This window comes from Janthinobacterium darwini (genome assembly GCF_051380905.1).
Taxonomy (GTDB): domain Bacteria; phylum Pseudomonadota; class Gammaproteobacteria; order Burkholderiales; family Burkholderiaceae_D; genus Janthinobacterium.
The window spans coordinates 1964095-1990872 of the sequence record NZ_JBNYXX010000001.1; the positions used below are offsets into that span (position 1 = coordinate 1964095).

The 26778-nt window shown below is 62.1% G+C and carries 29 protein-coding genes; 12 read left to right on the plus strand and 17 right to left on the minus strand.

What is annotated here, in order from left to right; translation table 11 throughout:
- Positions 1-280: 280 nt before the first annotated feature.
- From ACQ4WZ_RS09120 to ACQ4WZ_RS09130, 3 genes are read left to right on the plus strand one after another with little or no spacing between them, the layout of a single operon-like run.
- On the plus strand, positions 281-661 hold the full coding sequence (locus ACQ4WZ_RS09120) for a hypothetical protein (RefSeq protein WP_436573177.1): 381 nt from the start codon (positions 281-283) through the stop codon (positions 659-661).
- A 14-nt stretch (positions 662-675) separates the two neighbouring features.
- A complete protein-coding gene (locus ACQ4WZ_RS09125; RefSeq protein WP_133991484.1) occupies positions 676-1110 on the plus strand; it encodes a DUF1801 domain-containing protein in 435 nt (144 codons plus the stop codon).
- Complete coding sequence (locus ACQ4WZ_RS09130; protein ID WP_436573178.1) at positions 1107-1670, plus strand: hypothetical protein; 564 nt, start codon at positions 1107-1109, stop codon at positions 1668-1670. The genes ACQ4WZ_RS09125 and ACQ4WZ_RS09130 overlap by 4 nt, the downstream gene beginning before the upstream one ends.
- A 203-nt stretch (positions 1671-1873) precedes the next feature.
- On the opposite strand, the gene ACQ4WZ_RS09135 is transcribed toward ACQ4WZ_RS09130, so the two are convergent.
- Positions 1874-2896, minus strand: coding sequence for a DNA-binding protein (locus ACQ4WZ_RS09135; protein WP_436573179.1), 1023 nt, complete (start codon positions 2894-2896; stop codon positions 1874-1876).
- Positions 2897-3117: 221 nt separating this feature from the next.
- Between ACQ4WZ_RS09135 and ACQ4WZ_RS09140 the strand changes: the two genes are divergently transcribed.
- Positions 3118-4137 (plus strand): tyrosine-type recombinase/integrase, encoded by a 1020-nt coding sequence (locus tag ACQ4WZ_RS09140; protein WP_436573180.1) that lies wholly within the window; start codon positions 3118-3120, stop codon positions 4135-4137.
- 245 nt (positions 4138-4382) lie between these two features.
- On the opposite strand, the gene ACQ4WZ_RS09145 is transcribed toward ACQ4WZ_RS09140, so the two are convergent.
- Genes ACQ4WZ_RS09145 through ACQ4WZ_RS09155 form a run of 3 tightly spaced genes read right to left on the minus strand, consistent with a single transcriptional unit; the run spans position 4383 to position 7231 of the window.
- Positions 4383-4940, minus strand: coding sequence for a cyclophilin-like fold protein (locus tag ACQ4WZ_RS09145; protein ID WP_436573181.1), 558 nt, complete (start codon positions 4938-4940; stop codon positions 4383-4385).
- A 26-nt stretch (positions 4941-4966) separates the two neighbouring features.
- Entirely contained in the window at positions 4967-6184 is a 1218-nt protein-coding gene (locus ACQ4WZ_RS09150; RefSeq protein ID WP_436573182.1) for an MFS transporter, read from the minus strand.
- Positions 6185-6193: 9 nt separating this feature from the next.
- Positions 6194-7231 carry an alpha/beta hydrolase gene (locus tag ACQ4WZ_RS09155; RefSeq protein WP_436573183.1) on the minus strand — a complete coding sequence of 346 codons (1038 nt, stop codon included), beginning with the start codon at positions 7229-7231 and terminating at the stop codon, positions 6194-6196.
- 277 nt (positions 7232-7508) lie between these two features.
- Here ACQ4WZ_RS09155 and ACQ4WZ_RS09160 point away from each other — a divergent pair, with 277 nt between their 5' ends.
- The gene (locus ACQ4WZ_RS09160; RefSeq protein WP_436573184.1) at positions 7509-8402 is read left to right on the plus strand and encodes a LysR family transcriptional regulator; all 894 of its coding nucleotides are present in this window, start codon (positions 7509-7511) and stop codon (positions 8400-8402) included.
- 16 nt (positions 8403-8418) lie between these two features.
- On the opposite strand, the gene ACQ4WZ_RS09165 is transcribed toward ACQ4WZ_RS09160, so the two are convergent.
- Genes ACQ4WZ_RS09165 through ACQ4WZ_RS09180 form a run of 4 tightly spaced genes read right to left on the minus strand, consistent with a single transcriptional unit; the run spans position 8419 to position 11120 of the window.
- Positions 8419-8889: a GNAT family N-acetyltransferase gene (locus tag ACQ4WZ_RS09165; RefSeq protein ID WP_436573185.1), complete on the minus strand. Its 471-nt coding sequence runs from the start codon at positions 8887-8889 to the stop codon at positions 8419-8421.
- Positions 8886-9338 carry a PaaI family thioesterase gene (locus ACQ4WZ_RS09170; RefSeq protein ID WP_034748275.1) on the minus strand — a complete coding sequence of 151 codons (453 nt, stop codon included), beginning with the start codon at positions 9336-9338 and terminating at the stop codon, positions 8886-8888. Before ACQ4WZ_RS09170 ends, ACQ4WZ_RS09165 begins: the two co-directional genes overlap by 4 nt.
- 33 nt (positions 9339-9371) lie before the next feature.
- Positions 9372-9863, minus strand: a complete 492-nt coding sequence (locus tag ACQ4WZ_RS09175) for a MarR family winged helix-turn-helix transcriptional regulator (protein ID WP_436573186.1) — start codon at positions 9861-9863, stop codon at positions 9372-9374.
- 45 nt (positions 9864-9908) lie between these two features.
- Positions 9909-11120 carry a citrate synthase gene (locus tag ACQ4WZ_RS09180; RefSeq protein ID WP_436573187.1) on the minus strand — a complete coding sequence of 404 codons (1212 nt, stop codon included), beginning with the start codon at positions 11118-11120 and terminating at the stop codon, positions 9909-9911.
- 96 nt (positions 11121-11216) lie between these two features.
- On the opposite strand from ACQ4WZ_RS09180, the gene ACQ4WZ_RS09185 reads away from it, so the two are divergent.
- Positions 11217-11759, plus strand: a complete 543-nt coding sequence (locus tag ACQ4WZ_RS09185) for a GNAT family N-acetyltransferase (protein ID WP_101481261.1) — start codon at positions 11217-11219, stop codon at positions 11757-11759.
- 22 nt (positions 11760-11781) lie between these two features.
- The gene (locus ACQ4WZ_RS09190; protein WP_436573188.1) at positions 11782-12834 is read left to right on the plus strand and encodes an NAD(P)/FAD-dependent oxidoreductase; all 1053 of its coding nucleotides are present in this window, start codon (positions 11782-11784) and stop codon (positions 12832-12834) included.
- On the opposite strand, the gene ACQ4WZ_RS09195 is transcribed toward ACQ4WZ_RS09190, so the two are convergent.
- The 3 genes from ACQ4WZ_RS09195 to ACQ4WZ_RS09205 all read right to left on the minus strand — a co-directional run bounded on the left by ACQ4WZ_RS09195 (position 12825) and on the right by ACQ4WZ_RS09205 (position 14664).
- Positions 12825-13271 carry a hypothetical protein gene (locus ACQ4WZ_RS09195; RefSeq protein WP_436573189.1) on the minus strand — a complete coding sequence of 149 codons (447 nt, stop codon included), beginning with the start codon at positions 13269-13271 and terminating at the stop codon, positions 12825-12827. The two genes, ACQ4WZ_RS09190 and ACQ4WZ_RS09195, sit on opposite strands and share 10 nt — an antisense overlap.
- A gap of 79 nt (positions 13272-13350) precedes the next feature.
- On the minus strand, positions 13351-13572 hold the full coding sequence (locus tag ACQ4WZ_RS09200) for a DUF6434 domain-containing protein (RefSeq protein ID WP_101481258.1): 222 nt from the start codon (positions 13570-13572) through the stop codon (positions 13351-13353).
- 210 nt (positions 13573-13782) lie between these two features.
- The gene (locus ACQ4WZ_RS09205; RefSeq protein WP_166674784.1) at positions 13783-14664 is read right to left on the minus strand and encodes a LysR family transcriptional regulator; all 882 of its coding nucleotides are present in this window, start codon (positions 14662-14664) and stop codon (positions 13783-13785) included.
- Between the two features lie 97 nt (positions 14665-14761).
- Here ACQ4WZ_RS09205 and ACQ4WZ_RS09210 point away from each other — a divergent pair, with 97 nt between their 5' ends.
- Together ACQ4WZ_RS09210 and ACQ4WZ_RS09215 are read left to right on the plus strand one after the other, a co-directional pair.
- Positions 14762-15346, plus strand: coding sequence for a GNAT family N-acetyltransferase (locus ACQ4WZ_RS09210; RefSeq protein ID WP_166674785.1), 585 nt, complete (start codon positions 14762-14764; stop codon positions 15344-15346).
- A gap of 118 nt (positions 15347-15464) precedes the next feature.
- Positions 15465-16943 (plus strand): MFS transporter, encoded by a 1479-nt coding sequence (locus tag ACQ4WZ_RS09215; protein WP_279587413.1) that lies wholly within the window; start codon positions 15465-15467, stop codon positions 16941-16943.
- Positions 16944-17112: 169 nt separating this feature from the next.
- Here the strand turns inward: ACQ4WZ_RS09215 and ACQ4WZ_RS09220 are convergent, their stop codons facing one another.
- Positions 17113-17865, minus strand: a complete 753-nt coding sequence (locus ACQ4WZ_RS09220) for a LytR/AlgR family response regulator transcription factor (protein WP_133991512.1) — start codon at positions 17863-17865, stop codon at positions 17113-17115.
- Complete coding sequence (locus ACQ4WZ_RS09225) at positions 17862-18956, minus strand: sensor histidine kinase (protein ID WP_166674786.1); 1095 nt, start codon at positions 18954-18956, stop codon at positions 17862-17864. Before ACQ4WZ_RS09225 ends, ACQ4WZ_RS09220 begins: the two co-directional genes overlap by 4 nt.
- A 210-nt stretch (positions 18957-19166) precedes the next feature.
- Between ACQ4WZ_RS09225 and ACQ4WZ_RS09230 the strand changes: the two genes are divergently transcribed.
- The gene (locus ACQ4WZ_RS09230; protein ID WP_436573190.1) at positions 19167-20150 is read left to right on the plus strand and encodes a formylglycine-generating enzyme family protein; all 984 of its coding nucleotides are present in this window, start codon (positions 19167-19169) and stop codon (positions 20148-20150) included.
- A 32-nt stretch (positions 20151-20182) separates the two neighbouring features.
- Here the strand turns inward: ACQ4WZ_RS09230 and ACQ4WZ_RS09235 are convergent, their stop codons facing one another.
- The 3 genes from ACQ4WZ_RS09235 to ACQ4WZ_RS09245 all read right to left on the minus strand — a co-directional run bounded on the left by ACQ4WZ_RS09235 (position 20183) and on the right by ACQ4WZ_RS09245 (position 23560).
- Positions 20183-20470, minus strand: coding sequence for a hypothetical protein (locus ACQ4WZ_RS09235; protein ID WP_436573191.1), 288 nt, complete (start codon positions 20468-20470; stop codon positions 20183-20185).
- Between the two features lie 21 nt (positions 20471-20491).
- Positions 20492-21025: a hypothetical protein gene (locus ACQ4WZ_RS09240; protein WP_436573192.1), complete on the minus strand. Its 534-nt coding sequence runs from the start codon at positions 21023-21025 to the stop codon at positions 20492-20494.
- Between the two features lie 252 nt (positions 21026-21277).
- The gene (locus ACQ4WZ_RS09245; protein WP_436573193.1) at positions 21278-23560 is read right to left on the minus strand and encodes a heavy metal translocating P-type ATPase; all 2283 of its coding nucleotides are present in this window, start codon (positions 23558-23560) and stop codon (positions 21278-21280) included.
- 98 nt (positions 23561-23658) lie between these two features.
- On the opposite strand from ACQ4WZ_RS09245, the gene cadR reads away from it, so the two are divergent.
- Positions 23659-24090, plus strand: a complete 432-nt coding sequence (gene cadR / locus ACQ4WZ_RS09250; RefSeq protein ID WP_034787498.1) for a Cd(II)/Pb(II)-responsive transcriptional regulator — start codon at positions 23659-23661, stop codon at positions 24088-24090.
- A 12-nt stretch (positions 24091-24102) separates the two neighbouring features.
- Entirely contained in the window at positions 24103-25185 is a 1083-nt protein-coding gene (locus ACQ4WZ_RS09255) for a hypothetical protein (RefSeq protein ID WP_436573194.1), read from the plus strand.
- Here the strand turns inward: ACQ4WZ_RS09255 and ACQ4WZ_RS09260 are convergent.
- Complete coding sequence (locus ACQ4WZ_RS09260) at positions 25182-26732, minus strand: methyl-accepting chemotaxis protein (protein ID WP_243858076.1); 1551 nt, start codon at positions 26730-26732, stop codon at positions 25182-25184. The genes ACQ4WZ_RS09255 and ACQ4WZ_RS09260 overlap by 4 nt on opposite strands.
- Between the last annotated feature and the right edge of the window lie 46 nt (positions 26733-26778).

Sequence of the window (26778 nt, forward strand, 5' to 3'; positions counted from 1 at the left end):
AATGCTACGCGGGCAAGGTGAAGTTCATATTAAGAAGCTATCCCCGTGGGTATTTAGAGGATGATAATTAAACATTTGCCTTCTGGTAATATAGACAGTTATGCTCGCGGCACCTGGACTCCATGATGGATGCCTTTCATGCACCGCCGCCATGTGCTTGCCATCCCCGCCTTGCTTGCCGCCCCGGGCGTCCAGGCGCAAGGCCGCAAGGCAGATCCTTTGGCGTCATTGGCACAATGCATCAATCGCAGCGAGTTCAAGGTCAAGGCGCAAGAGCAGCTTGCTTTTCGCGAACCTGAAGATCGAACGCAGCGCCGAAGGCCAGTTTGCCGCCGACCGCGAGACCAACGTGGCGCAGATGCAGGAAATGGCCGCCACGGGCAAGCCGCCGCAGCAGCTGCCTCTGGAAACGGACGCGCGCGATGGCGTGGAAGTGCCAGGATTGCATAACGCAAGTATCGCGCAGGCACCGGGTATCATCAGTCTGTATTGGCTGCTGCACGCCGCCAGCCGCACGGTCGCCACCGCCTGCATACTGAACCAGCCTGCCGATCCGCGTGACTTTTCGGCGGATGGGCAATACCAGCCCTTGCTCGACCAGCGCCTTGCCTCCCTGGTCAGTTGCATGGCCTGTACGGCACTTAAGGCGTACGTGCATTGAAGGAGATACCAGCCATGAAAAAAGCAGCAGCGGGCAAGCCGCCCGACGATGACGCCGCGAACGCAGGACCCGCCGCCAGTCTGATCGACGCGAAGATCGCCTCGCTGGCGGACTGGCGCGGGAAGACCCTGGCCAGCGTGCGCGCACTGATCCACGAGGCGGACCCTGACGTGGTCGAAGAAGTCAAATGGCGCGGCGTGCCCGTCTGGTCGCACGCGGGCATGATTTGCACGGGCGAAACCTATCAACTGGCTGTCAAGCTCACCTTCGCCAAGGGCGCCGCCTTGCCCGATCCGGCCCGCCTGTTCAATGCCAGCCTGGACGGCAACACGCGCCGCGCCATCGACATACACGAAGGCGAGCACCTCGACACTGCGGCGTTCAAGGCGCTGATACGCGCCGCGGTGGCCGCAAATACGGCGCCAAAACCAAAACGGACTTCTACTTGAGACATTATCTGTATATCTGGCACGAGCCGGCCGAACGCATGCTGGTTGCTTCGGGCATCGAGTTCAAAGACTTTATCCCCGCCCTCGTCAAGGCGGACGGCGTCGTGCTGCGCACGGGCAGCGCCGGGACGGCCAGGAAACCTGGCCGCTACCAGACCTTGGCGCGGCAGCAACTGCCGGCCATGGCGCACGAAGAGCTGTACGCCTGCGGCAGTCATGCCTGGGCCGATTGGCACAAGGATGGCCAGGGCAAGCCACCTGCTTCCCTTGAGGCGGATGTGGCCGCGATGCTCGACCACCGTGCCGCCCTCACGCCGCTGCCGGCCCTGCGCAGCCGCTTTCTCGCCTTTGCCCACGACGACGGCTGGTATTTGAAACTTTTCTATGCGGCGTGGGATGACGTAGCAGCGATGCTCGCGGCCGCCATCCCGCCAGCGCTGGGCACGCTCGACATGGATGCGCTGCAACGGGGAGGTGACGGCTACTGGCTGCAAGACGGCAAGGTCGACCTTGAACTGCCTAGCCACGATATCGACAGCGTGCTGAACCGCCGCCTGTAGCAGTTGCTGGCCAATACGGGGCTGCCAATTGTATCCGAAAGCGAGAGTGACGCGTCAGATTAGCTTCAGATTGGACGTGGCGCAAAGTGAACACTGCACTTCGCCTGCACGCAGCACGCCGCCTGGCAGCGCTTTCAGTCATTGTTCGCTGGCCAGGCCCGACCGGGCTGGCACCGTCAATATTCCATGCCACGCAAACCGGTTCAACCATCACGTTTCTCCTTGCTATCCATGAGCAGGGCCAGCCTGGCCGCCATGCCGGCATTGTCGCGCAACAAACCATCGCGCTCCTGCGCCAGGCTTTCTATCTTCTGCTGCGATGCCTGTGTATTTTCCGCCAGCATGTCGAGCTGCCGGTCTTGCGCGGCGAGCGCCACCTTGGCGTCATTCAGCGCCAGCAAGGCCGTGTCGAGCTTGGCCAGCAAGGCGTCGGCGGACGCGGCCGCCTGCAAGTATTGAAATTCGAACTGGTCGCGCTCGGGACGCACGCTGGCCAGCGCTTCGCGGTCGGCGGTCGCTACGCTGGATAAGTGCGCGTGTTCCGCCTGCAGTTGCGCCAGGCGCATGTCTTGCTGCACCAGGGTCGCTTGCTGGCCTTGCAGGCGCTGTTGCAGCTGCGCGTTGTCCTGTTCCAGCCGGCTGATCCGTTGCTGTGCCTCCGCCCGTTCCTCGCTGCGTTGTGCGGCTGACGCTTCCTGGTAATGGTCGAACTGCGAGCGCACTTGCGCCAGCTGGCGGTTGAGGGCGGCGATTTCCTCGCTGCGGTCGGCCAGGCGCTGCGTCAGGCCCGCGTTATCGCTGTGCAAGGTGGCCAGGGTGACAGCGCGAAAATGGTGTTCTTCCTTCAGTTGTGCAAGCGCATGCTGGGTGGCGCGCAATTCCTGGGTGAGGGCGGCGCGCGCCTCCGTCAGTTTCAGTCCTTCGTTTTCCGTCTTCTTCAGCTTTTCCAGCGCCGCATCGAGTTCGGCGCGGTTTTGCTGCATGCCCGTTTCCAGCTGCTGCGCCACGTCGCGCTGCTGCTTGTCATAGACGCCGCGCATCGCTTCCATCAGTTCGGCCGGCAAGCCTGCCTCCGTTTTCACGGCGCCCGCGCCCTGGAACTCTTCCTTCCAACGTTTCAGCAGGGGCGCGATGGTGCTCTTGCTGCCCGTGCTGCCCAGTGCCTCGCGCACGCTGTCGACCGTGGGATTGCGCCCATCGGCAGCAACGATTTGAGCTGCTTTCATAACATCAGAGTACAAAATGCCGGTGCGGGCCATAAAACCACCTATGAGCGAAATTTAGTAACGTATTACATGATACGTAATATCGCATTATATTACGATAGAAATTTTGCATATTTTTTAGAAATATAAGTTACGATAAGATCGCTTATCACGTGTTATGGGGGTGTTTTGCATGCTATTCTGCGTACCTCACAGTACAAAACCACGATTTCGCTGCCGCCATGCCTGATTTACCCCTCCCGAAACGCCGTGTTGTCGTACCGAAAAGCGTCGCCGTCGCCGCTGCGCCATTACGCGGCACCCTGATCGATGCCGAGCTTGCCGCGCGCCACCAGGCTTTTATTGCGGCCGCCACGTCCGAAAATACGCGCCGCACCTACCGTTCTGCCATCCGCCACTTCCAGGGCTGGGGCGGGGCGCTGCCTGCGGACGAGTCCACCGTCATCCGCTACCTGCTGGCCTATGCGGATAGCCTGAACGCGCGCACCCTGGCCCTGCGTTTGACGGCTCTGTCGCAATGGCATGTGTACCAGGGCTTTGCCGACCCCGCGTCCACGCCCACCGTGCGCAAGACCCTGGCCGGCATCGCCCGCCTGCATGGCAAGCCGAAGAAGAAGGCCAAGGCTTTGCCTTTGGAAGATTTGGAAGTAATTGTCGCCAAACTGGCCGCGCTGGGCAGCGTCAAGGCCCTGCGCGACAGCGCGCTGCTGCAACTAGGCTTTTTTGGAGGGTTTCGCCGCAGCGAATTGGTGGGATTGATGCTGGAAGACGTGAGCTGGGAACCGCAGGGCATGGTGATCACCTTGCCCCGCTCGAAAACGGACCAATTGGGGGAGGGCATCGTCAAGGCGATCCCGTTTGGCGACGGCGTTTGCTGCCCAGCCACGGCCCTGCGCGCCTGGCTGGCCGCCGCGCATATCCGCACAGGACCGCTCTTGCGCCCCGTCAATCAGTGGGGCCACGTGAGCATGAAAGGATTACACGCGAGCAGCATCAATACGATCTTGGCAAGCTGCGCCGGGTTGGCTGCGCTCGATTACGTGCCGGAACTATCGAGCCACAGCCTGCGCCGCGGCATGGCCACCAGCGCGCACCGGGCAGGCGCCGATTTCCAGGCCATCAAGCGCCAGGGCGGCTGGCGCCACGACGGCACCGTGCATGGCTATATAGAAGAGGCGGGGCGCTTCGAGGAAAATGCGGCGGGCAGTTTATTGAAGGGAAAGAAGAAGCCGGCGGGCTGAGGGCGCCCGACAAGACCTTGCGGCGGGCCTACGGAAGGAGTGAAAGGAACGCTTGTTGAAGGCATGCTCATCGCTCATGACGGCTGCGCGTTCTTCGAAATCGGTGCCGCCGTGCAAGGAATCCCTCAACGGCCCACGCGGGCGTCAGTCCGGCGGCCGACAGGACGGCCAGCCTTATGCCCGCGTCACGGATTTGTGCGTCTGCTTTCACCCCAAAACGGTCTTTGAACAAGCCTTGAGTGCGGTCATTTATATTGAAGAAACTCGACCCGCACACCGTGCTGGCCCAGCGCATGGGCCAGCCCAGCCGGATCGTCCACGCGGCCAACGTTTGAGTAGGAATACGGTGAAGTAAATGCCTTATAGAAGACAACCAAGGTCTTCGAACCGTACAGTAAGAGGTCACCATTGCAGATTATCTGCGTTCTAGTCGCGTGAGCCGGTAGCGGCTTTGGCAGATCTGCATGCTTCTCGTTTCCGTTGAGTTCGGCCATATCCAGGGTCAGCGGCAGCATCTGGGCAAAGGCTCGCCCAGTCGCATTGTCTGACAAGGTGACGACGAAGCGACGTTCTCCAACGATCATCGACATGCGCGACTCATCGGGCTTCAGGGCGGCTGCAGCCTCAGCCGAGGCGGAAGCGCATGGCCCGGAGGAAGATTGCTGTCGGGCTTCGCAAGCGCCGAGGAGGAGCAAGCCAAGCAACAGGCCCAGTCCATGCAGGCGATCGGACAGGCGGCACTCGCTCATGCTGGCTACTGGATGCCGTGCGCCGTTGCGAACCGCTAATTTGCGTGTGACCATTGCTTGCTCCTTCCTTGATATATGGCTCAGCTTGCCCGCAGCGCTTGCGCGCGCGAGGTCAGCAAGGCAGCCAGCAGCAGTACGGCCGCGCTGGCGATAAACGTGCTTTGGTATCCACTCTTGTCGAACAGGAAACCGCCGATCGTGGAACCCAGGGCGATGGCGAGTTGCACGACTGCAACCATGAGGCCACCACCTGCCTCTGCATCCCGGGGCAGCGTTGTTGCCAGCCAGGACCACCAGCCCACGGGCGCAGCGGTTGCGACAACGCCCCAGATGCCCAGCAGTACCGTCACGGCAGCAAGTTTGCTGCCAAAGATGGTCAGCGCCACGGCGATCATTGCCATCACGATGGGAATGGCAACCAAGGTCCGGGAAAAATGCCACTTCAGGAACTTGCTGATGACGGTGGTGCCGATAAAGCCGCCTACGCCAATTGCCAGCAGAATCAGCGACAAGGTGGAGATGCCTACCCGCGTCACGTTTTCAAGGAATGGGCGCAAATAGGTGAACAAGGCAAACTGACCCATGAAAAACGTGCTGACAGCCAGCATGCCCAGGGCAACCTTCGGATCGCGAAGCAGTCTGAAGGCGTTGCGGGAATCCGCCGAGGCAGCCTGGGGTGGCATGGAAGGCAGGCTGATCCACTGCCAGACAAAGGCAATCAAGGCCACTGGCACCAGGCAGAAGAAAGCGCCACGCCATCCGACGACGGAACCGAGATAACTGCCGAGGGGTGCGGCGACGACGGTCGCCAGCGCATTGCCGCCATTGAAGATGGCCAGGGCACGCGGCACCTGATGGGATGGCACAAGGCGCATCGCGGTGGCCGCCGACAAGGACCAGAAACCGCCCACCACCACGCCGATCAGCGCACGTCCCACCATATACAGGAAATAGTTCGGCGCCATCGCGACAACGGCCCCGGAGACGGCCATCAGGGCGGTTAGCCCCAGCAGGAGTATCTTGCGATTCATGCTGCCAGCCATGACGGAAATCGACAGGCTGGTGAGCACGGCGCATGCCCCCGATATGGCAATTCCCTGTCCAGCCAGGCCTTCGCTGACCCGGAGATCCCTGGCCATAGGCGTCAACAGGCTAACGGGCATGAACTCCGAGGCGATCAGCGCGAAAACGCACAGCGTCATGGCGAAGACCCCGCCCCACATGGCTGCCTGAGTGCTGACATCAGCATGCCCTTCCTGCACGCCACCGTGGGGCGTGCTGCTTATTGGTGTTGTCATGGGATGCGCCTATGCCAGATTCTTGTGGAAGAACGCGTTCAGCTTCTCCCAGGGGATGAGTTTCACCCGGTCATACAGATCGACGTGCCCGGCGCCTGGAACGATCACCAGTTCCTTGGGCTGGGCCGAAAGCCGGTAGGCATCGTCGCTGAACTCGCGGGAATGCGCCTGGTCGCCCGTGATGAACAACAAGGGACGCGGCGAAATCGTCTCGATGTCGTTGAACGGATAAAAGTTCATGAACTTGACGTTGCTGGACAGCGTGGGGTGCGTCGTCCATTCGCGCGGCGAACCTGCCGACGTGAACTCGCCGCGCGAGGTGCGATAAAAGTCGTAGAACTCGCGCTGGATGGGATGCGTATTGCCATCGAGCTTGTGCACGGTGCCGCCGGTGTAACTGATGGCGCCGCCGGTAAATTCCACGTAGCGTTGTTGCGCCGCCTCGGCAATGATCTGCTTGCGTTGCTCGTGCGTCTGCGAATGGTGCAAGGCATTGCGGTTGGCGGCGCCCATATCGTACATGCTGACGGTGGCAATCGCCTTCATGCGCGGATCAATCTTGGCGGCGCTGATGACGAAACTGCCACTGCCGCAAATGCCGAGAACGCCGATCCGTTCCCTGTCGGCGAACGGCTGGGTACCAAGATAGTCTACCGCTGCGCTGAAGGCTTCCGAGTAGATATCCGGCGCCACAGCATTGCGCGGCTGGCCGGCGCTTTCGCCCCAGAATGACTGATCGATGGCCAGGGTGACGAAGCCCTGTTCGGCCAGTTTCTGCGCGTACAGATTCGAGCTTTGCTCCTTTACCGCGCCCATCGGGTGGCCGATGATGATCGCGGGATGCCTGGCATTGCGGTTGAGATCCTTGGGCGTGAATAGCTCGCCGACGACCTGCATCTGGTACTGATTGTTGAAACTGACCTTGCGCGCAGTGACTGTGGCGCTCCTGTAGAAGTTGTCAGCGTTGTTGGACATGTCCGGTACTGGATTGTTATCGGCGGCGAACGCGGAACTGGCGGCAATGGAAAGGCTGCCCAGGACGGCCATGCCTGTGCCAGCAGTCTTCAGGAAATCTCGGCGTGCTACATCATCTATGGTCATGTCTGTTTCTCCAGTTCGTCAGGTATGGGGCGCGTTGCATGCGTTGACGGACATCGTACGTTGCGGCTAACGCATCTGCGCACCGAAATCTCGAACAGGTATATGTGCCCAGGCCATGAATGCTACGTATATTTATATTAAAAATCGCTCATTCCACTGCTATCATCCATTGCCAGGCACCACGACGGGATACTCTTAACAGCCGGCTTCAGGAATGACTCATATGGCCAGAGATAATATTATTGATATTCTTATATTTTTCGAGGTCGCTCGCGAACGCAGTTTCACCCGTGCCGCCATCAAGCTGGGCATGTCCCAATCCACTCTCAGTCACATCATTCGGGATCTGGAAGCCCGGCTGGGCGTGCGGCTGCTCAATCGTACGACCAGGAGTGTTTCGCCGACCGAAGCAGGCGAGCGCCTGCTGAGCAATGTCGCGCCGCGGCTTGAGGAAGTCCATGCTGAAATTGCCGCCGTCAGCGATTTGAATGGCAAACCGGCGGGTACCGTGCGCATCACGGCCATCGACCATGTTATTGATACCCTGCTGTGGCCAAGGCTGGCTCCCGTCCTGCCTCACTATCCAGACCTGCATATCGAGATTCAGTCGGATTACAAGTTGATCGATATTGCGGCGGACCGTTATGACATTGGGGTGCGCTATGGAGATCAGGTAGCGGAAGACATGATTGCCGTCCGGCTCACGCCCGACATACCTACCATGATCGTTGGTTCGCCCAGCTACTTCTCTTGGCATACGCAACCCGCCAAGCTGCAAGACCTGATGAAGCACAACTGCATCACGCTGCGGCTCGCAGGCAGTGGTGGCATTTATGCGTGGGAGCTGCAGCATGACGGGCGCAACGTGGAGGCGCGGGTGAGTGGCCAGGCCGTGTTTACCAGCGCCGTGCCCATGGTACAAGCCGCCTTGAGCGGCAATGGTTTGGCGTTCGTCACGGAAGACCTGGTGGCCGGACACGTACGGGAAGGCCGATTAATCAGCGTCATGAAAGACTGGTGTGGAAAGTTTCCTGGCCTCCATGCCTACTATCCCAGCCGCCGCCACGAATCGAGGGCACTGCGGATTGTTGTCGAAGCTATTCGTCACAAGGAGTAAGCCAGGAAAATGATCGTCACATCAATGCTCTATTGGCAAGCAAGTGGCCTTGTGCGCCGTTCCAGGGCAAGGGCTTGATGAAGTGGATGCGCTCCCTGGCCGGGTCGCCAAAGTGCTCCACTAGCCGGATCGGGTATCCATTGCGTATCAGCAAACGCAGCATGGACGGGTAGCGGTTCATCGATTTCACTGTGACGGCCGCAAAGCCGTTTTCGGCAGCCCAAGCTTCCTGAGCTTCCAGCAGGCGCTGCGCCAGGCCCGTCTTGCGGTGCGCGGGCAGCACGGCGCCGAGCCAGCTATATAAAGAGCCATCCTCGGCGCCATATCCCAGCTTGAAACCGACGGGCTGGCCGTCCGCTTCCGCGATCAGGATCAGCGCTCCCGCGGGTAGCCGGTCTCGCAGCTGCGACAGGCTGCGCCGCTGGTCGAACTCGGGTATGGCCTGCAGCACCTGCCAGGCTTCCTCGATCGTGCCGGGCCGTATCATGCGGCCGCTTGTTCCCGCGGGCGGATGATCATGCAGGTGGCTGTCGCGTGCGCGTACACTTTACCGGCTTCGTCGCGGATGGTGCCTTCGGAAATGACCAGGTTGCGCCCCGCATTGATCACTTTGCCTTCTGCGTAGACCGTCACGTTGAAGGGCAGGGGGCGGCACATCTTGATGTTCAGGTCCGTTGTGCCATAGCTTTCGCCGGCCGGCAAGACCGTGTGCGTGGCACAGCCCGTGACCGTGTCGAGCACGGTGGCGGCGAAACCGCCGTGCACGCCGCCCATGGGATTGGTGTGCGTTTCATTTGCCGTGGCCGTGAAAATCACGCGGCCATGCTCCACCGTGTGCGCGTCCATGGGCATGGTCTTGGAGATGCCGGGCCGTGGAAACAGGCCTTGCGCGAAAGCTTGCATCAGTTGCAAGCCAGTCATGTCGTTCGGGTGCATGGGTAACTCCTGTGGTGGTAATGTGGGGATGACTCAGACGTCCTGCGCAAAACGCAGGCGCGAGGCGTGCAGCAGGAAGCGGGCGACGACGGCCAGTTCTTCTTCGCTGAAACCTTGCTTCAATTGTTCATTCAGGCTGTCGAGCAGGGGCAGGGCGGCGGCCAGCACCTCGCCGCCTTTGGCCGACATGTGCAGGGTGCCGGCGCGCGCATCTAACGCCGACTGGCCGCGCACGATGAGGCCGTTTTCTTCCATGCGCGCCACCAGACCCGTCACGGCCGAATTTTTCAGCTGCAACAATCGTCCCAGATCCTTCAATTGGCAGCCTTCCTCGCCCTTCAGGGCAAACAGGGCGACAACTTGTGTGCCGGAAAAGCCCAGTTCGCTGGTAAAGACGGCATCGGCCGAGCGGAACAGGTTCTGGCGCGCCAGGTTGAGCAAGTTGAACAGTCGCGGCGAACGTTCGCCCAGCGGGCAGGCTGCAGCATCGGGAATGTCTGGGGTGGGGGAGGTATTGGTACGCATGCGAAGTATACTACTACGTATGCGTAATAAATCAAGCCTGGATTTCTAATCGCGCTGGTGGCGCCCGATGTAGCGGGCCCGCGGCCGTATCAGGGCCGCGCTGGCGGCTTGCTCGGCAGCATGCGCGATCCAGCCGGCCGAGCGGGCCAGCGCAAACACGCTCATGCCCGCGCCCTCGGGCCAGCCGAAAGCCAGCTCCATGGCGGCGAGCGCCAGGTCGGCATTCGGGCGGGCGTCGAGCAACTCTTCCGCCGTGGCGCATGCAGCCAGGATCGCCTGCAGCCGCGGGGGCTCGTGCGCCAGCGTCGCCAAGATTCCCAGCAGATACGCGGCACGCGGGTCGCCGTGCGGATACAGCGGGTGGCCAAAGCCGGCAAACTCCGGTGCGATGCTCATGTAATAGGCGCCGACGGCGTCCCTGGCGTCAGACGCTGCCAACGCCTGCGTCAACATGCGCCGCGCCGCTGCGCTGCCGCCGCCGTGCCTGTCTCCTGACAAGGCCGCCAAGCCCGCACCCAGCGCGGCGGGCAGGCTGGCACCCGTCGAAGCGACGCAGCGCACGGCAAAGGTCGACGCATTCAATTCATGGTCGGCCAGCAGCACCAGCGCGGCGCGCAGCAATTCAGTCTGTTCCGCGTCGGCTTGCCACGCCTGAGCCAGTTGCTGGTGCAACGGCAGGGCGGACGGCGCCGTCTGCAGCAGGGCGGCGGCCAGGGTGCGCATCAGGGCGGGGCCGGCCTGCAGCATGCTTGCAGGCGTAGTCGCCGGCGCGGGCGTGGACGCCGGCATAGCCATGGCGACCATGGCGCGCGTGAGTGGCGTGGCGTCCGGCGCGCTGGCCAGCTGTGGCGGCAGGGGCGGCGCGTCTTGATGAAAATAGTCGATTGCGCCATCGTCCCACAGCAGGCTGGCGGCCGTTTCCAGGCTTGCGTGCTGCGCCAGCAACGTCGCATCGCAGCCCCGGTACAGCAATCGTCCTTCGAGAATGTGGGAAATCTGCGTTTCCAGCACCGGCAAACCCCAGTGCATGGCGGTCACGGCCGCCTGGCCACCCCGCCTGGCGTCATTCTTGCGGGCTGCCAGGCGCAGTACTTCCTCTTGCGGATAGCGCTTGCGGCGCGCCGCGCCATTGCTGACGGAAACCAGCAAGCCCCGGCTGACATAGGAATAGAGGGTAGGCAGGCTGACGCCCAAGAGGCGCGCCGCCTCAGTAGCGGACAAATCGTTGTTCATGGCGGCCATTGTAGCGTTTGTCATTTTATATTGATTGATGGAATCAAGATTGACGGGCCGGGTGGCGCATCACTAGACTCATGCCTTTCCCTGCCCACACCGGCATAGTTCGGAGCATCCATGAGCACATACACCATCCGCATTTTGCACCGGGACGACGCCGGGCCACTGCTGGCATTTGAGCAAGCCAACCGGGCCTGGTTCGAGCGCCATATCGACTCGCGCCCGGACGATTTTTACAGTATTGAGGGCATCCATGCTCACGTCAGGCAATTCCTGGACGAGCACGAACAGGAGCGTTTGCACCCCTGCGTCATTGTCGATGAAGACGGACATTTGATCGGTCGCGCCAACCTCAAGGATATAGACGCGCAGGCTAAAACGGCCGAAGTCGGCTACCGCATCGGGGAGCAGCAGGCGGGCAAGGGCCTGGCCACGGCCGCGCTGCGCTTCCTGATTTCCCTGGCGCAAGACGAATGGCAGCTTGCCAGCCTGTGCGCCTACGCCATCGATGGCAATGCGGCGTCAATCCGCGTGCTGGAACGCTGCGGTTTCGTGCAGGGAAGGGCCGTACCCGATATTGCCATGGTGGAAGGCAAGGTCGTCGATGGCCATGCCTACACGCTGGATTTGCGGGTGGCTGGGGTAGACTCTGCCCTGTGACAAATATTCAACGTTGGCAAATATGAATCTAAAAAAGCCGCAACACATCATCGTCATCGGCGCCGGCATCGTCGGTGCGTCGCTCGCGTATCACCTGGCCAGCAAGGGCGCGCAAGTCACCGTGGTCGAGGCGGGCGGCATCGCTTCCGGCGTGACGAGCACCTCGTTTGCCTGGATTAACACGTCTTGCGCGGGGTCCGACCCCATTGCGGCCCTGCGCGCCGGCGCCATCGAGGCCTATCGGCAGCTGGAAACACAAGTGCCCGGCTTGACGGTGCGCTGGCATGGCGCCTTGTCGTATGGCACGCAGGATGGGCGGGTGTCGCCCGGGTCCATCTTGATAGACCGCACGCGCATCGCCCAGCTTGAACCGCAGCTGCGGCAGCCGCCGGAACAAGCGCTGTACGAGCCGGAGCAGGGCGCCCTCGACGCCGTTGCCGCCACGCATGCCTTGCTGGCAGCGGCCCGGGCGCTGGGCGCGACTGTCCGCACGCACACGCCCGTGCTGGGCTTTTCCATCCAGGACGGGCGGGTGACGGGCGTGGAAACGGCCACCAAGGTCATCGAGGCCGATATGGTCGTGCTGGCAGCGGGCACAGGCACTGCCGCGCTGGCGCAGAAACTGGGGGCCAGCCTGCCGATTCACGCCTCGCCCGCCATCTTCCTGCGCTACAAGGCGCCTCCGGGCCTGGTGCGCGGCATTATTTCCAGCCATGCAATGGAAGTGCGGCAAGCCGAAGACGGGACCCTGCTGGCAGCGGAAGACTATGTGGACGAGGCGCCGGAAAACCAGCCCGCCGCCATGGCACAGCAAACGGCCAGCACGATCCGCAATGAACTCGAGGGCGCCGACGCCATCGCGCTGGAACTTGCCTGTGTCGGCCTGCGCCCCATGCCCTTTGACGGCGTACCCGTCATCGGCTATTTGCCGCAGGTCGAAAGCGTGTACGTATGCGCCATGCATCCGGGCGTGGTGCTGGCGGCCATCGTGGGCCAGCTCGCCAGCGAGGAAATCGTCGATGGACAGCCAGCGTCAGCCCTGGAGGCTTGCCGGCCCGCGCGTTTTCAGGCGTGATCGTGCGCGGGTTCCTGCGGCACAGGCGCCACGAAGACGGGCAGGACGAACGGCGCCGGCTCCTGTTCATCCCCTTGCTCTGGCGGTTCCTGCATATAGTGCTCGTTGCGCCAGTCCCCGTTCACCACGCGGTCGACGATCAGCGCCAGATCCTGCGTTTCGCGCAACTCGCAGCGAAACGGCAGCCGGCCATGCGAACGCGACACCAGACTGAACCGTAGTTGGCGGCATTGCGCATCGTGCCAGCAATAGAACAGCATGTCCTCGCCTTTGAGTGCGCTGCTGCGGGCCGCAATCACCTGGCCGATGAACGCAACGATATCCGCCGCATGGATCTGCGGCGTTTCCTCGTCCGTGGGCGAAAACCTCCACATATTGCTCAATGCTTCGTGATTGATGTCGTCGGGATCAATCTCCACGGCATCGTCTTTTGCCATGGCGAGCCAGTTGCTTACGACAGTTGAGTGCATCATGTAAAGCTTTCAGTACTTATTAATATTTGTTTAATTTGTTTATTTACGCATCACTGGCTTGATGATGCCTACGCATCCATTCATCCGCGACATCGCCCATGGTTTTGACGGCGCCGTCGCGTATCCAGGCCATGAAATCACGGTCAAGCTTGAATGCGGGACCGCACTGGTCAAACAGGAAACGCCTGACGTTTTGCGTGCTCCTGTAGTGGGCATCAACGACCGTGTTCCGCTTAATGACGCCGCCGTGCCAATCGAAATCCATGCTGTGCTCCTTCTCGCAGTCACAGTAATGTCACCGTGCAGTGCAATTTTATGCCGCCAGTTCTGCTTGTGAATTGAGATGGCATTCAATGCAAGGGGCATCTTTTCGATATACCTTTCAACTACGGCCATCATACTGCCTTTGCCATGCCACCAAAATACCGGAACTGGCTCTTCCCTCTTTAAATTACTTGAATGACTGCAGTAAGCCTTAGCCCCTCGGCCCATCCAACAGCAATTCCGCCAGCCTAGTCGTCAGCCACAAACTCGTCTCGCTGAGCTTCTTCCCATGTATCGACAAGCGCCGCACCGGCAGGCGTGACAAGGCCAAGGCAGGGCAGGGCACTTCCTGCAAATAACCCTTGTAGTTGTCGTAATTGGCGATATTCAGCGGCAGAATGGCCCAGCCCAGCTCGTCCGCGACCATTTCCGCGATGCTGTAAAAACTGTCGGAAAACCAGACGGCGGGGCTGAAGGCGTGTTCGCGGTTCAACTCGGAATCCATGATCAGCTGGCGGTAGCGGGTCAGCTCGTTGCGGCTTACTTCCTGGCCGTGGGCCATGGGGTGGCCTTTCGCGACGAACACGCCTTGCGCCACGCTGCCGATGTGCTGCTGTTCCAGTACGGGGGAAATGGGGCCGCGGTCAAAATGAAAAGCTACGTCGGCTTGCTGCTGCTCCACGTATTGCGCCACTTCCGACGCCGTCGCGTTGAGCATGACCAATTCCAGCGCCGGGTAGCGTGCCGCCAATTCTTTCACCAGCGTACTGATGGCCAGGTAGGGCAGGGCTTCGTCCAGTGCCAGGGTGAGCTGGGCTTCGGGTGCCACACTCAACAGTTGCGCGCGCAGCTGCAATCGCTCGGCCTGGCGCAGCAGTTCGCACGCTTCCAGGTGCATCACCTTGCCCGCTTCTGTCAGCACGGCGCTGCGGCGCGAGCGGTCGAACAGTTCCACGCCGAATTCCGCTTCCAGCAAGCCGATCGAGGTGCTGACCACCGATTGCGCGCGGCCCAGGCGGCGCGCCGCGCCCGAGAAAGAACCGGCCGCGACAGCCGCCTCAAAGTAGCGCATTTGTTCCAAAGTCCATTGCATGGCATCCACCTATCTGTTTTACAGATGGATTTTAACTTGAATGCCATTCAGGGGCGACATAAAATGCCTTTACTAATTCAATAACATGAGATCCGCCATGAAAAACGCTCAAGCCCATACCCCCGCCATCAGCTTCAGCTGGTGTCACGACGCCACCGCCGAAGATACCTTGTGCAATTTATATCTTGACAACGTCAGCGCCGACTATATCTCCCATTCGGAGCTGCAGGGAGAGCGCGCCGATGCGCCTGGCAACTGGCGCGCGGACTTGCCTGAGGTGATACGCGGCGAAATCCGCGCTGCCCTGTCGCATGACTGGGCGCATGGCGATTCGACCCTGCTGGCTGTCGCCATGTCCGGCGACGCCATCGTCGGCATGGCCCTCGTGTCGATAGACACGCGCCAGCGCGCCTCGAAATCGTTCGCCGCACTGGACGACCTGGTCTTGCTGCCTTCCGTGCGCGGCAGCGGCATCGGCAGCTTGCTGGTGGAGTGGGTAGCCGACGAGCTGCGCAGCCACGGCATCGCCCGTTTATTCCTCGAATGCGGCGCGCATAACCTGACGGCACAGAAATTCTTCCAGGGTCGTGGTTTCAAGCAAGTGTCCGTCGTCATGCTGCGCGAACTGGACGCTTCCCCAGCGAGCGCTGCGGTAGATGACAAGGATGGCGACCGTGGCTGACGCCCGCCGCCCCCGACAAGGCCAGGCCCGTGGCAGCCTGGAACGTAAATATTTGCGCAGCACCAAATTCATCCAAACCGATAGTTGTTAAATAATACATGAGTTGTTTATGCATCCAATGAAAAAATGGCTGACGCTGGCCATCGTCTCCAGCGCCCTGTTCCTGATCGTGGTCGACATGACCGTGCTCTACACCGCCTTGCCCGCGCTGACGCGCGACTTGCAGGCGACATCCTCGCAAAAACTGTGGATCATCAACGTGTACGCGCTGGTCGTCTCCGGTCTGCTGCCCGGCCTCGGCACCCTCGGTGACCGTTTGAGCCACAAACCCGTTTTCCTCGCCGGCCTGGCCGTGTTCGGCATCGCTTCGCTGTGCGCCGCGTTTTCGCCCGCGCCGGAATGGCTGATTTTTGCCCGCATCCTGCTGGCCATCGGCGCCGCGCTGATGATGCCGGCCACCTTGTCCATCATCCGCCTGACCTTTACCGATAACCGCGAGCGCTCGTTCGCCATCGGCGTGTGGGCGGCGATTGCCTCCGGTGGCGCCGCGTTCGGCCCCGTGCTGGGCGGTTTCCTGATGGAACACTACTGGTGGGGCTCCGTCTTCCTGATCAACGTGCCCATCGTGCTGCTGACCCTGGTGCTGGCCGCCGTGGTACTGCCAAAACGGGCCGGTAACCGCGACAAGCCGTGGGACTTGAAGGGCTCGTTGCAAATCATGATGGGTCTGCTTGGTGGCGTGTATGCGATCAAGGAGCTGGGCAAGTCGCAGCCCTCGTATGCGCTGGCGGCCGCCTCGTTCGCCGTGGGCGCCTTCTTCATGCTGAAGTTCGTGCGCCGCCAGAAGCGCCAAGCCAAGCCGCTGATCGACTTCGCCCTGTTCCGCGAACTGCCGTTTTCCAGCGCCGTGGCGGCCGCCATGGTGGCGTCCGCCGCCCTGATCGGCATGGAACTGGCGCTGAGCCAGCACATGCAGCTGGTGCGCGAGCTGTCACCGCTGGAAGCTGGCTTGCTGCTGTTGCCGCTGCCGCTGGCGTCCGTATTTGCCGGCCCGCTGACGGGTTTCATGCTGCCGCGCGCCGACAAGGCCAAGGTATTGTGGGGTTCGCTGCTGCTGTCCGGTATCGGCATGGCATCGTATTTGGTGCTGCATGACGCCGCCGTCTCGGCGCAAGTGGCCAGCCTGGTGATCCTGGGCCTTGGCCTGGGCGCCGTCATGACGGCCGCATCCAGCGCCGTGATGCTGAACGTGGCACCGCAACAGGCTGGCATGGCCGCCTCGATCGAGGAAGTGTCGTACGAACTGGGCGCCGTGATCGGCGTGACGGTGCTAGGCACGATCATGTCGGCGGTCTACAGCGCCACTCTGGTGATCCCGGAAAGCGCTGGCCTGTTGCCGAATGCCCATGACACCCTCGACGCGGCGCTGCTGGCCGCCGAGCAATTGCCGGCCGAACTGGGCTTGCAAGTGTCGGAGCTGGCCCGTTCAGCGTTCGACAAGGCATTTATTGTCGTGCTGGCAACGGCTTCCGCCATCCTGATGGCGGCCGCGGCCACCATCCGCCATTTGCATCTGAGGGCACGCCGCGCGGTTTGATGGACGGGGCCTTACGCCCCGAAAATATTGAACTGAATACTGGCTCGCCGCGCAAACGGCGGGCCAGTTGCATTTTCGTACCTCGTACCCGCAGTTGGCTGAGGGCAAGACTTGCCAGATCGACGCCAGGACGACCTCCGGCGACGTCAGCGCTACTTGGTAGCTGGAGCTACATGGCCCTGAACAGGTGGACGAAAGCGCGGCTCACGGGCAGCTCGCCCGCATGGTCGCGCATGCGCAGGAACAAACGGCTGGCGTCGTCGCGGCGCGTGCCGTCCAGCCAGGCCAGGTTGATCAGAGTGGAGCGGTGCACTTGCCAGAATTGTTCCGGATCAAGTTGGTTGGCCAGTTCCGTGATGGGCGTGCGTATCAGGAATTCGCCGTCCACGCTGGCGACGACCGTGTACTTGTCGTCGGCATGAAAAAAGCGCACCTTGGCCACGTCGAGGTGGTGCGTGCGCTCGCCCCGGGACGCGAGTATGTAGCGCAGCCGGGGGCGGACAGGGCAGGGCGCGGCCGTCAGTTGCTGCAGCGCCTGTGCCATGGCCGCACTGGCGGGAGGCAAGGGCGCCACCGACCGCAAGCGCGCCACGGTTCGGGCCAGCCGTTCGATGGTGAGGGGTTTCAATACGTAATCGAGCGCCGCGTGCTCGAAGGCTTGCAGGGCAAATTCGTCGTAGGCCGTGACGAATACCACGCGGGTATGGCCTTCGATGCCTTGCGCCACCTCCAGTCCGGTCAGTCCCGGCATCTGGATATCGAGGAAGGCGATATCGGGTTCCAGCTCGGCGATGCAGGCGGCGGCCTCGACGCCATTGCGCGCCATATGAATGATCTGCAAGTCCGGCCACAGGGCCAGCAGCTGGTCGCGCAGGTAGAGCGCCAAGTGCGGTTCATCGTCCGCGATCAGGGCGCGCATCATGCCGCTGCCTGCACTGCGGGGGCGCCGGCGGCGCGCTGGTAGGGCAGCTCCAGCACGGCTTCGACGCCAGGCCCAATCTCGCGCTCACGCAGGCTCAGGCTGGCGGCGGCGCCGAACTGAGCCTGCAGGCGCGACCGCAGATTGGCCAGCGCCAGGCCGCCACCCGCACGGCGTGGCTTGCCGGGCGCCGTCAAGCCCACGCCGTCGTCAAGCACGCGGATTTCCAGGCGGCCCGCGTGCACTGCCGCATGCACGACGACGCTGCCGCCGTCCAGCCTGGGCGCCAGTCCGTGCTGGACGGCGTTCTCGACTAGCGGCTGCAGCATCAGCGTGGGCATGCGGGCCAGGCGCGCCTCCGCGCTGGCGTCGATGCGGAAACGCAGGCGCTCATCCATGCGTATTTGTAACAATGAAAGATACTGGCTCGCCATGTCGAGTTCCGCGTCCAGGGTGCTGTCGCCCTGGCGCAGCTGGGCCAGGCTGGCGCGCAGATAGCTGGAAAACATTTCCAGCATGCGTTTCGCGCGCGGCGGGTCGTAGTCCATCAGGCTCTGGATATTCGCCAGGGTATTGAACAGCAGGTGCGGCTCGATCTGGCCCTGCAGCAGGCGCAGGTGCGCATCCGTCACCTCGGTTTGCAGCTGCTGCTGGCGCAGGCGCGAACGCCACCAGGCCCAGTTGGCCGCCATCACAAACAGGATGAACACGGCAAACTTGGTCAGCGCGGCAGGCAGGGAGACGAACATGCCCCACACCTTGAAACCCACCAGTATCGGGACGATGGTGAAACCGATGCTCATGCCGACGATAATGCCGCCCAGGGCCAGCGCGCCCAGACCCATGCCGGCGCGCAAGTCGCGCACGTTCGACATGCGCTCGACGAGCGGCGCCGGCAGGCAGCGCTCGGCAAGGCGCAGCACGCCAAACAGGGTATGCACGATGCACAGGCAGATGCCGATGTTCGGCAGCAGCGACGCCCACCACCAGAGCGGCCGGTCGACCCGGCCGAAGATGGCCACGATGGCCATCAGGGCCAATGCCAGGGCCACACCGATCAGGGAAACGACCAGCAGGCGGCTCAGGGTGGACACATCGTGCCGGGGGCGCAGTTCCCAAAGTGAATGCCAGCCCTGTGCCAAAGTCGTTTTTCTGATCATGGGCATAGTGTAGCGGCCCGTTGCCTGATTGACCAGAACATGGCTTGCCATTCATCGGCCCTATTGTCGATTCGTCGCATGCGCACCGCCATCCTCTGGCCGAACTGTCAATCTGTGTTTTCACCCACCGATTACAGGAGCCACATGAAGCACATCACGCTTATCTTTGCCTGCGCCATCTTTTGCAGCGCCCAGGCCGACGCCGCACCCATCCTCCCGCCCATGGCCAGTATTCCCGCCGGTGTGTTTACCATGGGCAGTACGGAGCCGCGCATCGGCGACGGCAGCCACAATCCGGCCGAGGGGCCGCCCCACGAAGTGCGCGTGGCCGCATTCCGACTGGCAAAATACGAGACGACGGTGGCGCAGTTCCGGCAATTTGTTGCAGCCACCGGTTATCGGGCGGCTGGCGAATGCTGGGCATTCGACCGCACTGACGGCATCGCGCTCAAGGAGTCGGGCTGGAACGCCCCCGCGCATGCGCCAACGGACTATCACCCCGTCATCTGCGTGAGCTGGAACGACGCGACGGCCTATGTGCAATGGCTGGCGCGGGAAACGGGCCGCCCATTCCGCCTGCCCAGCGAGGCGGAATGGGAATACGCGGCGCGCGCCGGCACCAGCACGAAATACTCGTCCGGTGATCATCCCGAGCAGTTATGTACCTACGCCAATATGAAAGACCGGCGCTTCAAGGCAGCGGCCCTGCGCGATCATGGCCTCGACATGCTGGTCACCGATTGCGACGATGGCGCCGAGTACACGGCTGTCGTGGGCATGTATGCGCCCAACGGCTACGGCCTGCACGACATGATGGGCAATGTGGCCGAGTGGGTGGCCGATTGCCAGCACCCCGATTACCGGGGGGCGCCCGCCGATGGCGCGGCCTGGATCCGGGGCTGCGAAGCGGAAGGCGATTATTTCATCACGCGGGGCGGCAGCTATTCTTCCTCGCGCCAGGTGCTGCGTAGCGCCGCGCGCGGGCATGGCGGGCGCGGCAATGCCAGCAGCCTGGGCGAAGGCTTCCGAATCGCCGAGGACACGGGCAGCTGCATGGCCAGCGCCTGCACCGAGGGCGACGCCGCCTTCGTCGAGGCGCTGGCATCGGCGCGGCAGGCACGAGACTGATGGCTTGCTTAGCGCAGCAACGGCCGTGGGAATTACAGCGTGCAATTCTGCGCGGATTTACCGGCGATAAAGCGCCGGCTGGCCTGTTCAAAGCAGGCGGGCGCCGTCCATGAAAGGAAAAGCGGCGCGTTGCGCACGGTGGACAGGGCCACCTTGCCGGCCTTGCTTTGCGTCAAAGCCGGCACGTGCGCCTGCGCGCACGCGTATGGCGTCTTCGGGCTTTGAGCTTCAAGTAACAACATAATACCGATTTTAGTTGCATTTTTTTTGCGCTCGCTATTAGTTAATAGATTGGCCTGATGCCTTACATCAAGGCCCATTTATTGGCGCAATAGGAAAATTTACGAGTTGGCCCATACTTCGATACGACGAACCACTTCCGGACTTGCGCTTAGGGCGAGTTGTCGACATTTCGTACTGCCTTCGAACGTTACAAGGTAGACCGGCCACCTTGACAATGCACAAAATGTAATATTTCCGTGCGCGCCCCAGAACCAACCAGAAAAGTAGCCAAATGCGGCAATGCCATTTTTTCTTGTTGATAGTCCAAGTTGATCCAATGAATTTACTTCACGAGCTTTCGCTGATTCGACTTCGCTGCGGTCTAAAGCTAACGTGTACAGGCTATGTTTTACGACCAACACATCGCGTGAAATCTCAATCACGTGCCGCTTCGCCGCAATGATAAGCATGCCAAATAGGACAGTAGCGATTGCTCCTACAATTCCAAAAGCCAAAAGATTATCCAACTCGGTCTGTCCCGGTTTTGGGGGAGCCCAGTGAATCATGGCGGCTGACAGAGCCAAAGGAAGAAAGATCAGGAGGGCAAGGTACAGAACCTGTTTTGACGAAACAGGTATGTCATCTTTTTCCATAATTGATTCCATTTGATAGTTAGCTATTCTATTGATCCACAGAACCGAGTGCGCCGCTGCGTTCAGGCTCTCTGCACGGAGCAGGGCGTGAAAAACATCGGTTCGGCGTGCAGGGAGGTGACAGCCAGCAGAGTGGCAAGCAGTGTCGGGCGGGGCAGGAATGTCATCGGCTACCTTGGCGGCGATGGGGAGCAGCCGCCAAAGTAGCGTTTTTTACAGCAATTGTCCAGAAGGAAATATTTCTGCGCGGGACTATGCTTGCTTGCTATTGCGCAGCAAGCGCAGCCCGTTGGCTACCACCAGCAGGCTGGCGCCCACGTCCGCGAACACGGCCATCCACAGGGTCGCCGTACCGGCCAGGGCCAGGCCGAAGAAGACGGCCTTGATGCCGATGGCGAAGCTGATGTTTTGCACGAGAATGCTGCGCGTGCGCTGGCTCAGGCTGATGAATTCAGGTAATTTGCCCAGTTCATCATCCATCAGGGCGACGTCCGCCGTTTCGATGGCCGTGTCGCTGCCGGCTGCGCCCATGGCAAAGCCGATGTCGGCCTGCGCCAGGGCCGGGGCGTCGTTGACGCCGTCGCCCAGCATGGCCACCACGCCGAATTGCTGCTGCAAGGCCTTGATTTCATCGAGTTTGTTTTCCGGCAATAATTCCGCCTTGACCAGGCTGACGCCCACCTCGGCGCCGATGCGCTGCGCCGTCAGCAAATTGTCTCCCGTCAACATCACGGTGGTCACGCCCAGGGCATTCAGTCTGGCGATGGCGGACGCCGCCGTGGAGCGCAGCACGTCGGCCACGGCGATCACGCCCAAGGCGCCGGCTGAGGTGGACAGCACCATGGCCGTGTACGCTTGCTGTTCCAGCCGCGCCAGGATGGCTTGCAGTTCCGGTGTCAAAACCTTCAATTCCGCCATCAGGCGCGCATTGCCCAGGTAATAGGTCTGGCCAGCGATATCGCCTTGCACACCGCGTCCATGCAGGGCGGCAAACTGACTGACGGGCAAGTGGCTGCTGGCGGGCGGACCGGCCTTGACGATGGCGGCAGCCAGCGGGTGGGCCGAATTGGCGTCCAGGCTGGCGGCCAGCAGCAGGATGGCATCGCGGTTGCTGCCGTCCATGGCCACCACGTCCGTCACGGCCGGTTTGCCCATGGTCAGGGTGCCCGTCTTGTCGACGGCGATTGCCTTTAGGCGGTAGCCCGTTTCCAGAAATTGCCCGCCTTTGACCAGGATGCCGCGACGCGCAGCCGCCGTCAGGCCGCTGACCACCGTCACCGGCGTGGAAATGACCAGCGCGCACGGGCAGGCAATCACCAGCATGACCAGCGCTTTATAGACCCAGGCCATGAAGGGCTGACCCAGCAGCAGTGGCGGCAGCACGGCCACGAGGATGGCGAACACGACCACGGCCGGCGTGTAGTAGCGGGCGAAGTTATCGACAAAGCGCTGCGTGGGCGCCTGTTTTCCCTGGGTTTCCTCGATCACCTTGACGATTTTGGCCAGGGTGCTGTTGCCGCTGTTGGCCGTCACCGTGACGTCGAGCAAGCCCCGCTCATTGATGGTGCCCGCATACACCACATCGCCCACGGCCTTGTCCACCGGCATGCTTTCGCCCGTGATCGGCGCCTGGTTGACGGACGATGCGCCGCTGGCCACCACGCCATCGAGCGCGATGCGTTCGCCCGGCTTGACGCGCATCAAGGTGCCGATGGCAACCGTGGCGACGGATACTGGCTGCCAGGCGCCGCTGGCGTCGGCGACCGTCGCCGTGTCGGGCGCCAGTTGCATCAGGCTGTGCACGGCGTTGCGTGCGCGGTTCAGGGACAAGCCTTCGATCAGCTCGGCAATGGCGAACAGGAAGATGACCATGGCCGCTTCCGGCCACTGGCCGATGGCGATGGCGCCAAACACCGCTAGGCTCATCAGGAAATTGATGTTCAGAGTGAAGGTTTTCAGGGCAATCCAGCCCTTTTTCAGAGTCGGCCAGCCGCCCGTGGCGATCGATAGCAGGGCCAGGGCGATGACGAGGGGCGAACTGTCTTCATGCGTGGTCCACGCCAGCGCCTCGGCACCGGCGACAGCCAGGCCGGAGACGACCAGCAAGCCTTTCTGCAGACCGCTAAGGCTGCCTTCGTTCGGATCGCGCGCGACGACGGCGTCCGCCTCCATGGGGATCGCCTGCATGCCGATGCCGTGCAGCGCCGCTTCCACCGTGGCCAGCGACGGCAAGGTGTGGTGCACGTCCAGCACGCGGTTCATCAGGTTGAAATCGAGGCCCACCACGCCGCTCATATTGGCCAGCTTGTTGCGGATCAAACGCTCTTCCGTGGGGCAATCCATGTTGGCAATCCGGTATTTGGCCGTGCTCGCGCCAGCGATGGGAGCGCTGGGCAGGACAGGCGCGGAGTCGCCAGCGGGGGCGGCGTGGCTGTGTGAGCAGCAGCCGCCGTGGCTAGGCTTGGCATTTTGCGCAGGCTTGTGCTCGTGCTCGTGGTCATGGTCGTGCGCGTGGTTATGGCTATCGTGCGGCATCGCATCATCCTTCAGGATTGGTGTATGCTTCCATTAGAAACCCTGTAGCCGCTACAGGGTCAAGCAGAATTTGCACGAAAGAATGAAAAGGGGATGCCATGCGTATCGGAGAACTGGCCAAACGGACAGATTGTGACGTGGAAACCGTGCGTTACTATGAAAAGGCGGGCTTGCTGCAGGAACCGGGGCGCAACAGCGCCGGCTACCGCGAATACCGCGAAGAACACCAGGAACGGCTGCAGTTCATCCGCCATTGCCGCTCCCTGCAGATCGGCTTGACGGATATCCGCGCCTTGCTGGAGTTCAAGAACAATCCGGCCGAAGGTTGTCAAAGCGTCAATGAATTGCTCGACCACCATATCTTGCGCATTGCCGAACAGATGGCGAATTTGCAAACCCTGCAGCAGCAACTGGTGACCCTGCGCCACCAATGTGACCAGCCGCAGCCGTCGCAAGACTGCGCCATCCTGCAAAACCTGTCCGAGGCGGCCAGCGGCCACGACTGCGCCTGCCATACCGAACTCCATTGAACCGATGACTGCATGCTGAAACTGCTACCTGGAAGAACTCTGCTGACCTTATCCCTGCTGTCGCCGCTAAGCCATGCGGCCGATCCGCCTGCCGCTGCTGGCCATTACCTGACCCTGTACGCCGTGCCCGGCGTGCCGCAGGACGATGACCCGTACACCTGGAGCACGGCTGGCGGCAAGCAGCTGACGAAGGGGGTGACGAAGGCCGATGGCCGCGCCTATGTCAAGGCGGAGGAGGGCGAAGAAAACTATATCCTGAAAACCGTCAGCATGCGCTGGCAGCTGAAGGTCCCCGCGCAATGCTGGCTGGGCGCCCCTGACGCCTTCCAGCAATGCATGCAACTGGCCAAAACCACGAGCCGCTATGACGAAGAGCAGGATGCGCTCAAGCTGGCGGAGCAGCAGAAGGACGCCAAGATGCAGGCCAGGATCGCCGCCTATGCGGTGGCGGCAAGGGCCAACGACGATGCACTGGCCTGGCTGGGGCGCCTGCCGTCGAGCTGGACCCTGGAAGGCTATGGCAAGCGCCTGCTGGGCATAGGCGACAAGGTTGCCGCGCAGATTAGCAACGCGCTCAAGGATGGTGGGCCAGACGCGCGCCAGTTCGTCTGCCGCGCACCCGGCCACTACGGCCCCGTGCCGGACCAGGCCGCCGTTGACGCCTGGATAGGCGCGCCGCGCGCCGTGCGCAGCGTACGCTCCGGCCCCGCCTGGGATGCGCTGGTGGCGGCTGGCGCAAAGGGCAACTGGATGGCCCGATTGGAACTGTATTACACCCTGTCCGGCGTCAATGTCAGCGAATTGACCCTGCTGGAACAGTACCGCATCGTGCAATTGATGGAATGGCTGCACAAGAAACAGGTCGGCGGCCTGTATAGTTACTTCAGCGCCAGTATGCCTGCCGCGCCCAGCAATTCCCGCAGCGCCACCTGGCGCCTGCAGGACCAGGCCTCGCTGTATGCGGCCATGCTGGGCAGTTACGATGACCAGAACAGCAGGGGCAGCGTCTTGCAGGCGGACCCGGACCCCGCGCTGGCTGAGGCGGGCAATAAGATGCTGGCCTGCGCCAAGGCCGCGTTGCCGCAACGCCACTAACGCGGCAACAGCGGCGGGCCGCCATCGCCCAGGCGGAAGGCGTCGACTACCCTGAGCAAATCATGCGCCTGGTCCTGCATGCTTTGCGCGGCAGCGGCCGATTGCTCGACCAGGGCGGCATTGCGCTGGGTCAATTCGTCCATTTCCGTGATGGCATTGTTGACTTCCTCGATGCCCTTGCTCTGGCGCTGGCTGGCCGCCGTGATGTCGTTCATGATCGCCGTCACCTGCTGGACGGACGCGACGATGTCGCCCATGGTGCGCCCGGCGCTGTCGGCCAGCTCGCTGCCCGTTTCTATCCTGGCAACGGAATCCTCGATCAGCTGCTTGATTTCGCGCGCCGCCGTGGCCGAGCGCTGGGCCAGGCCCCGCACTTCGGTGGCGACGACGGCAAAGCCGCGCCCCTGTTCGCCCGCGCGCGCCGCTTCCACGGCCGCGTTCAGGGCAAGGATGTTGGTCTGGAAGGCAATGCCGTCGATGACGGCGATGATATCGACGATGCGCCCGGAACTGGCCTTGATCGAACCCATGGTCTCGACTACCTGGCCCACCACGCGGCCGCCTTCCAGCGCCACGTTCGAGGTCGACAGCACCATTTGGTTGGCCTGGTGCGCATGGCTGGCGTTTTCGCGCACGGTATCGGTCAAGGCATGCATGGAGGTTGCCGTTTCCTGCAAGGAATGGGCTTGCGACTCCGTGCGGGCCGACAAGTCAGCATTGCCCAGCGCGATTTCGCTCGCTTCCACCGTGATGGTGGAGCCCGCCTGGCGTATCTCGCCCAATAAGGTACTCCAGTTTTTCACCACGGTAGCCAGTGCCCGCGACAGCTTGCCCACCTCGTCGTCGCCCCGGGCATCGATGCGCATGGTCAGGTCGCCGGCGGCCAGGCTTTCGGCGGCGCGGTACGCTTCGTCGATGGGGCCGACCACGGAGCGCGCCACCCAGATGGCGATCAGGGCCAGCAGGGCAAAGCCGATGGCCATGGTGCCCAGCGACAGCCAGCCGGCGCGCTGGCCCGCATTTTTTGTCTCCTGCAGCGCATCGACAGTGCGATGGTCGAGATTGAGCAGCACCTGGTGCAGCTGCCCGCGCACCTGCTGGTAGTGCGTGGCGGCATTTTGCATCGCTGCCACACCCGTATTCGGGTCCATCGAGGCCAGATCCAGTGCCTGCGCCACGCTGGCTCGGTAGCGCTCGACGCCCGGCAGGGCCTGGCTTGCTTCCGTGGCCGCGCCAGAAAATTTCTTGAGTTCCGTCAAGCCTTGCACGATGGCGTTCAGCTGGCCATCCGTTTGCGCGCCGAATTGCTTGAACTGCTCGTCCGACAGACTGGCGGCGATGGCAATCTTCGCATACACGTCGGCATGCACCTGGCCCAGGGCGATAGCTTGCTGGTTGGCAAGCCGCTCGGCCGTCAGGGTGACGTCTTTCAGGTCACGCATGCGCTGCTCGTTCTGCTGCATGGCGAAGTAAGACAAGGCCCCCATGGCCAGCAGGCAAGCCAGAGCGACCACCGGGACGATCAACATCTTCTGTGCGATTTTCATCGGGGCCTGTATCGTTGAGAAATTCGTTGCGAGATCGGTGTGCCGT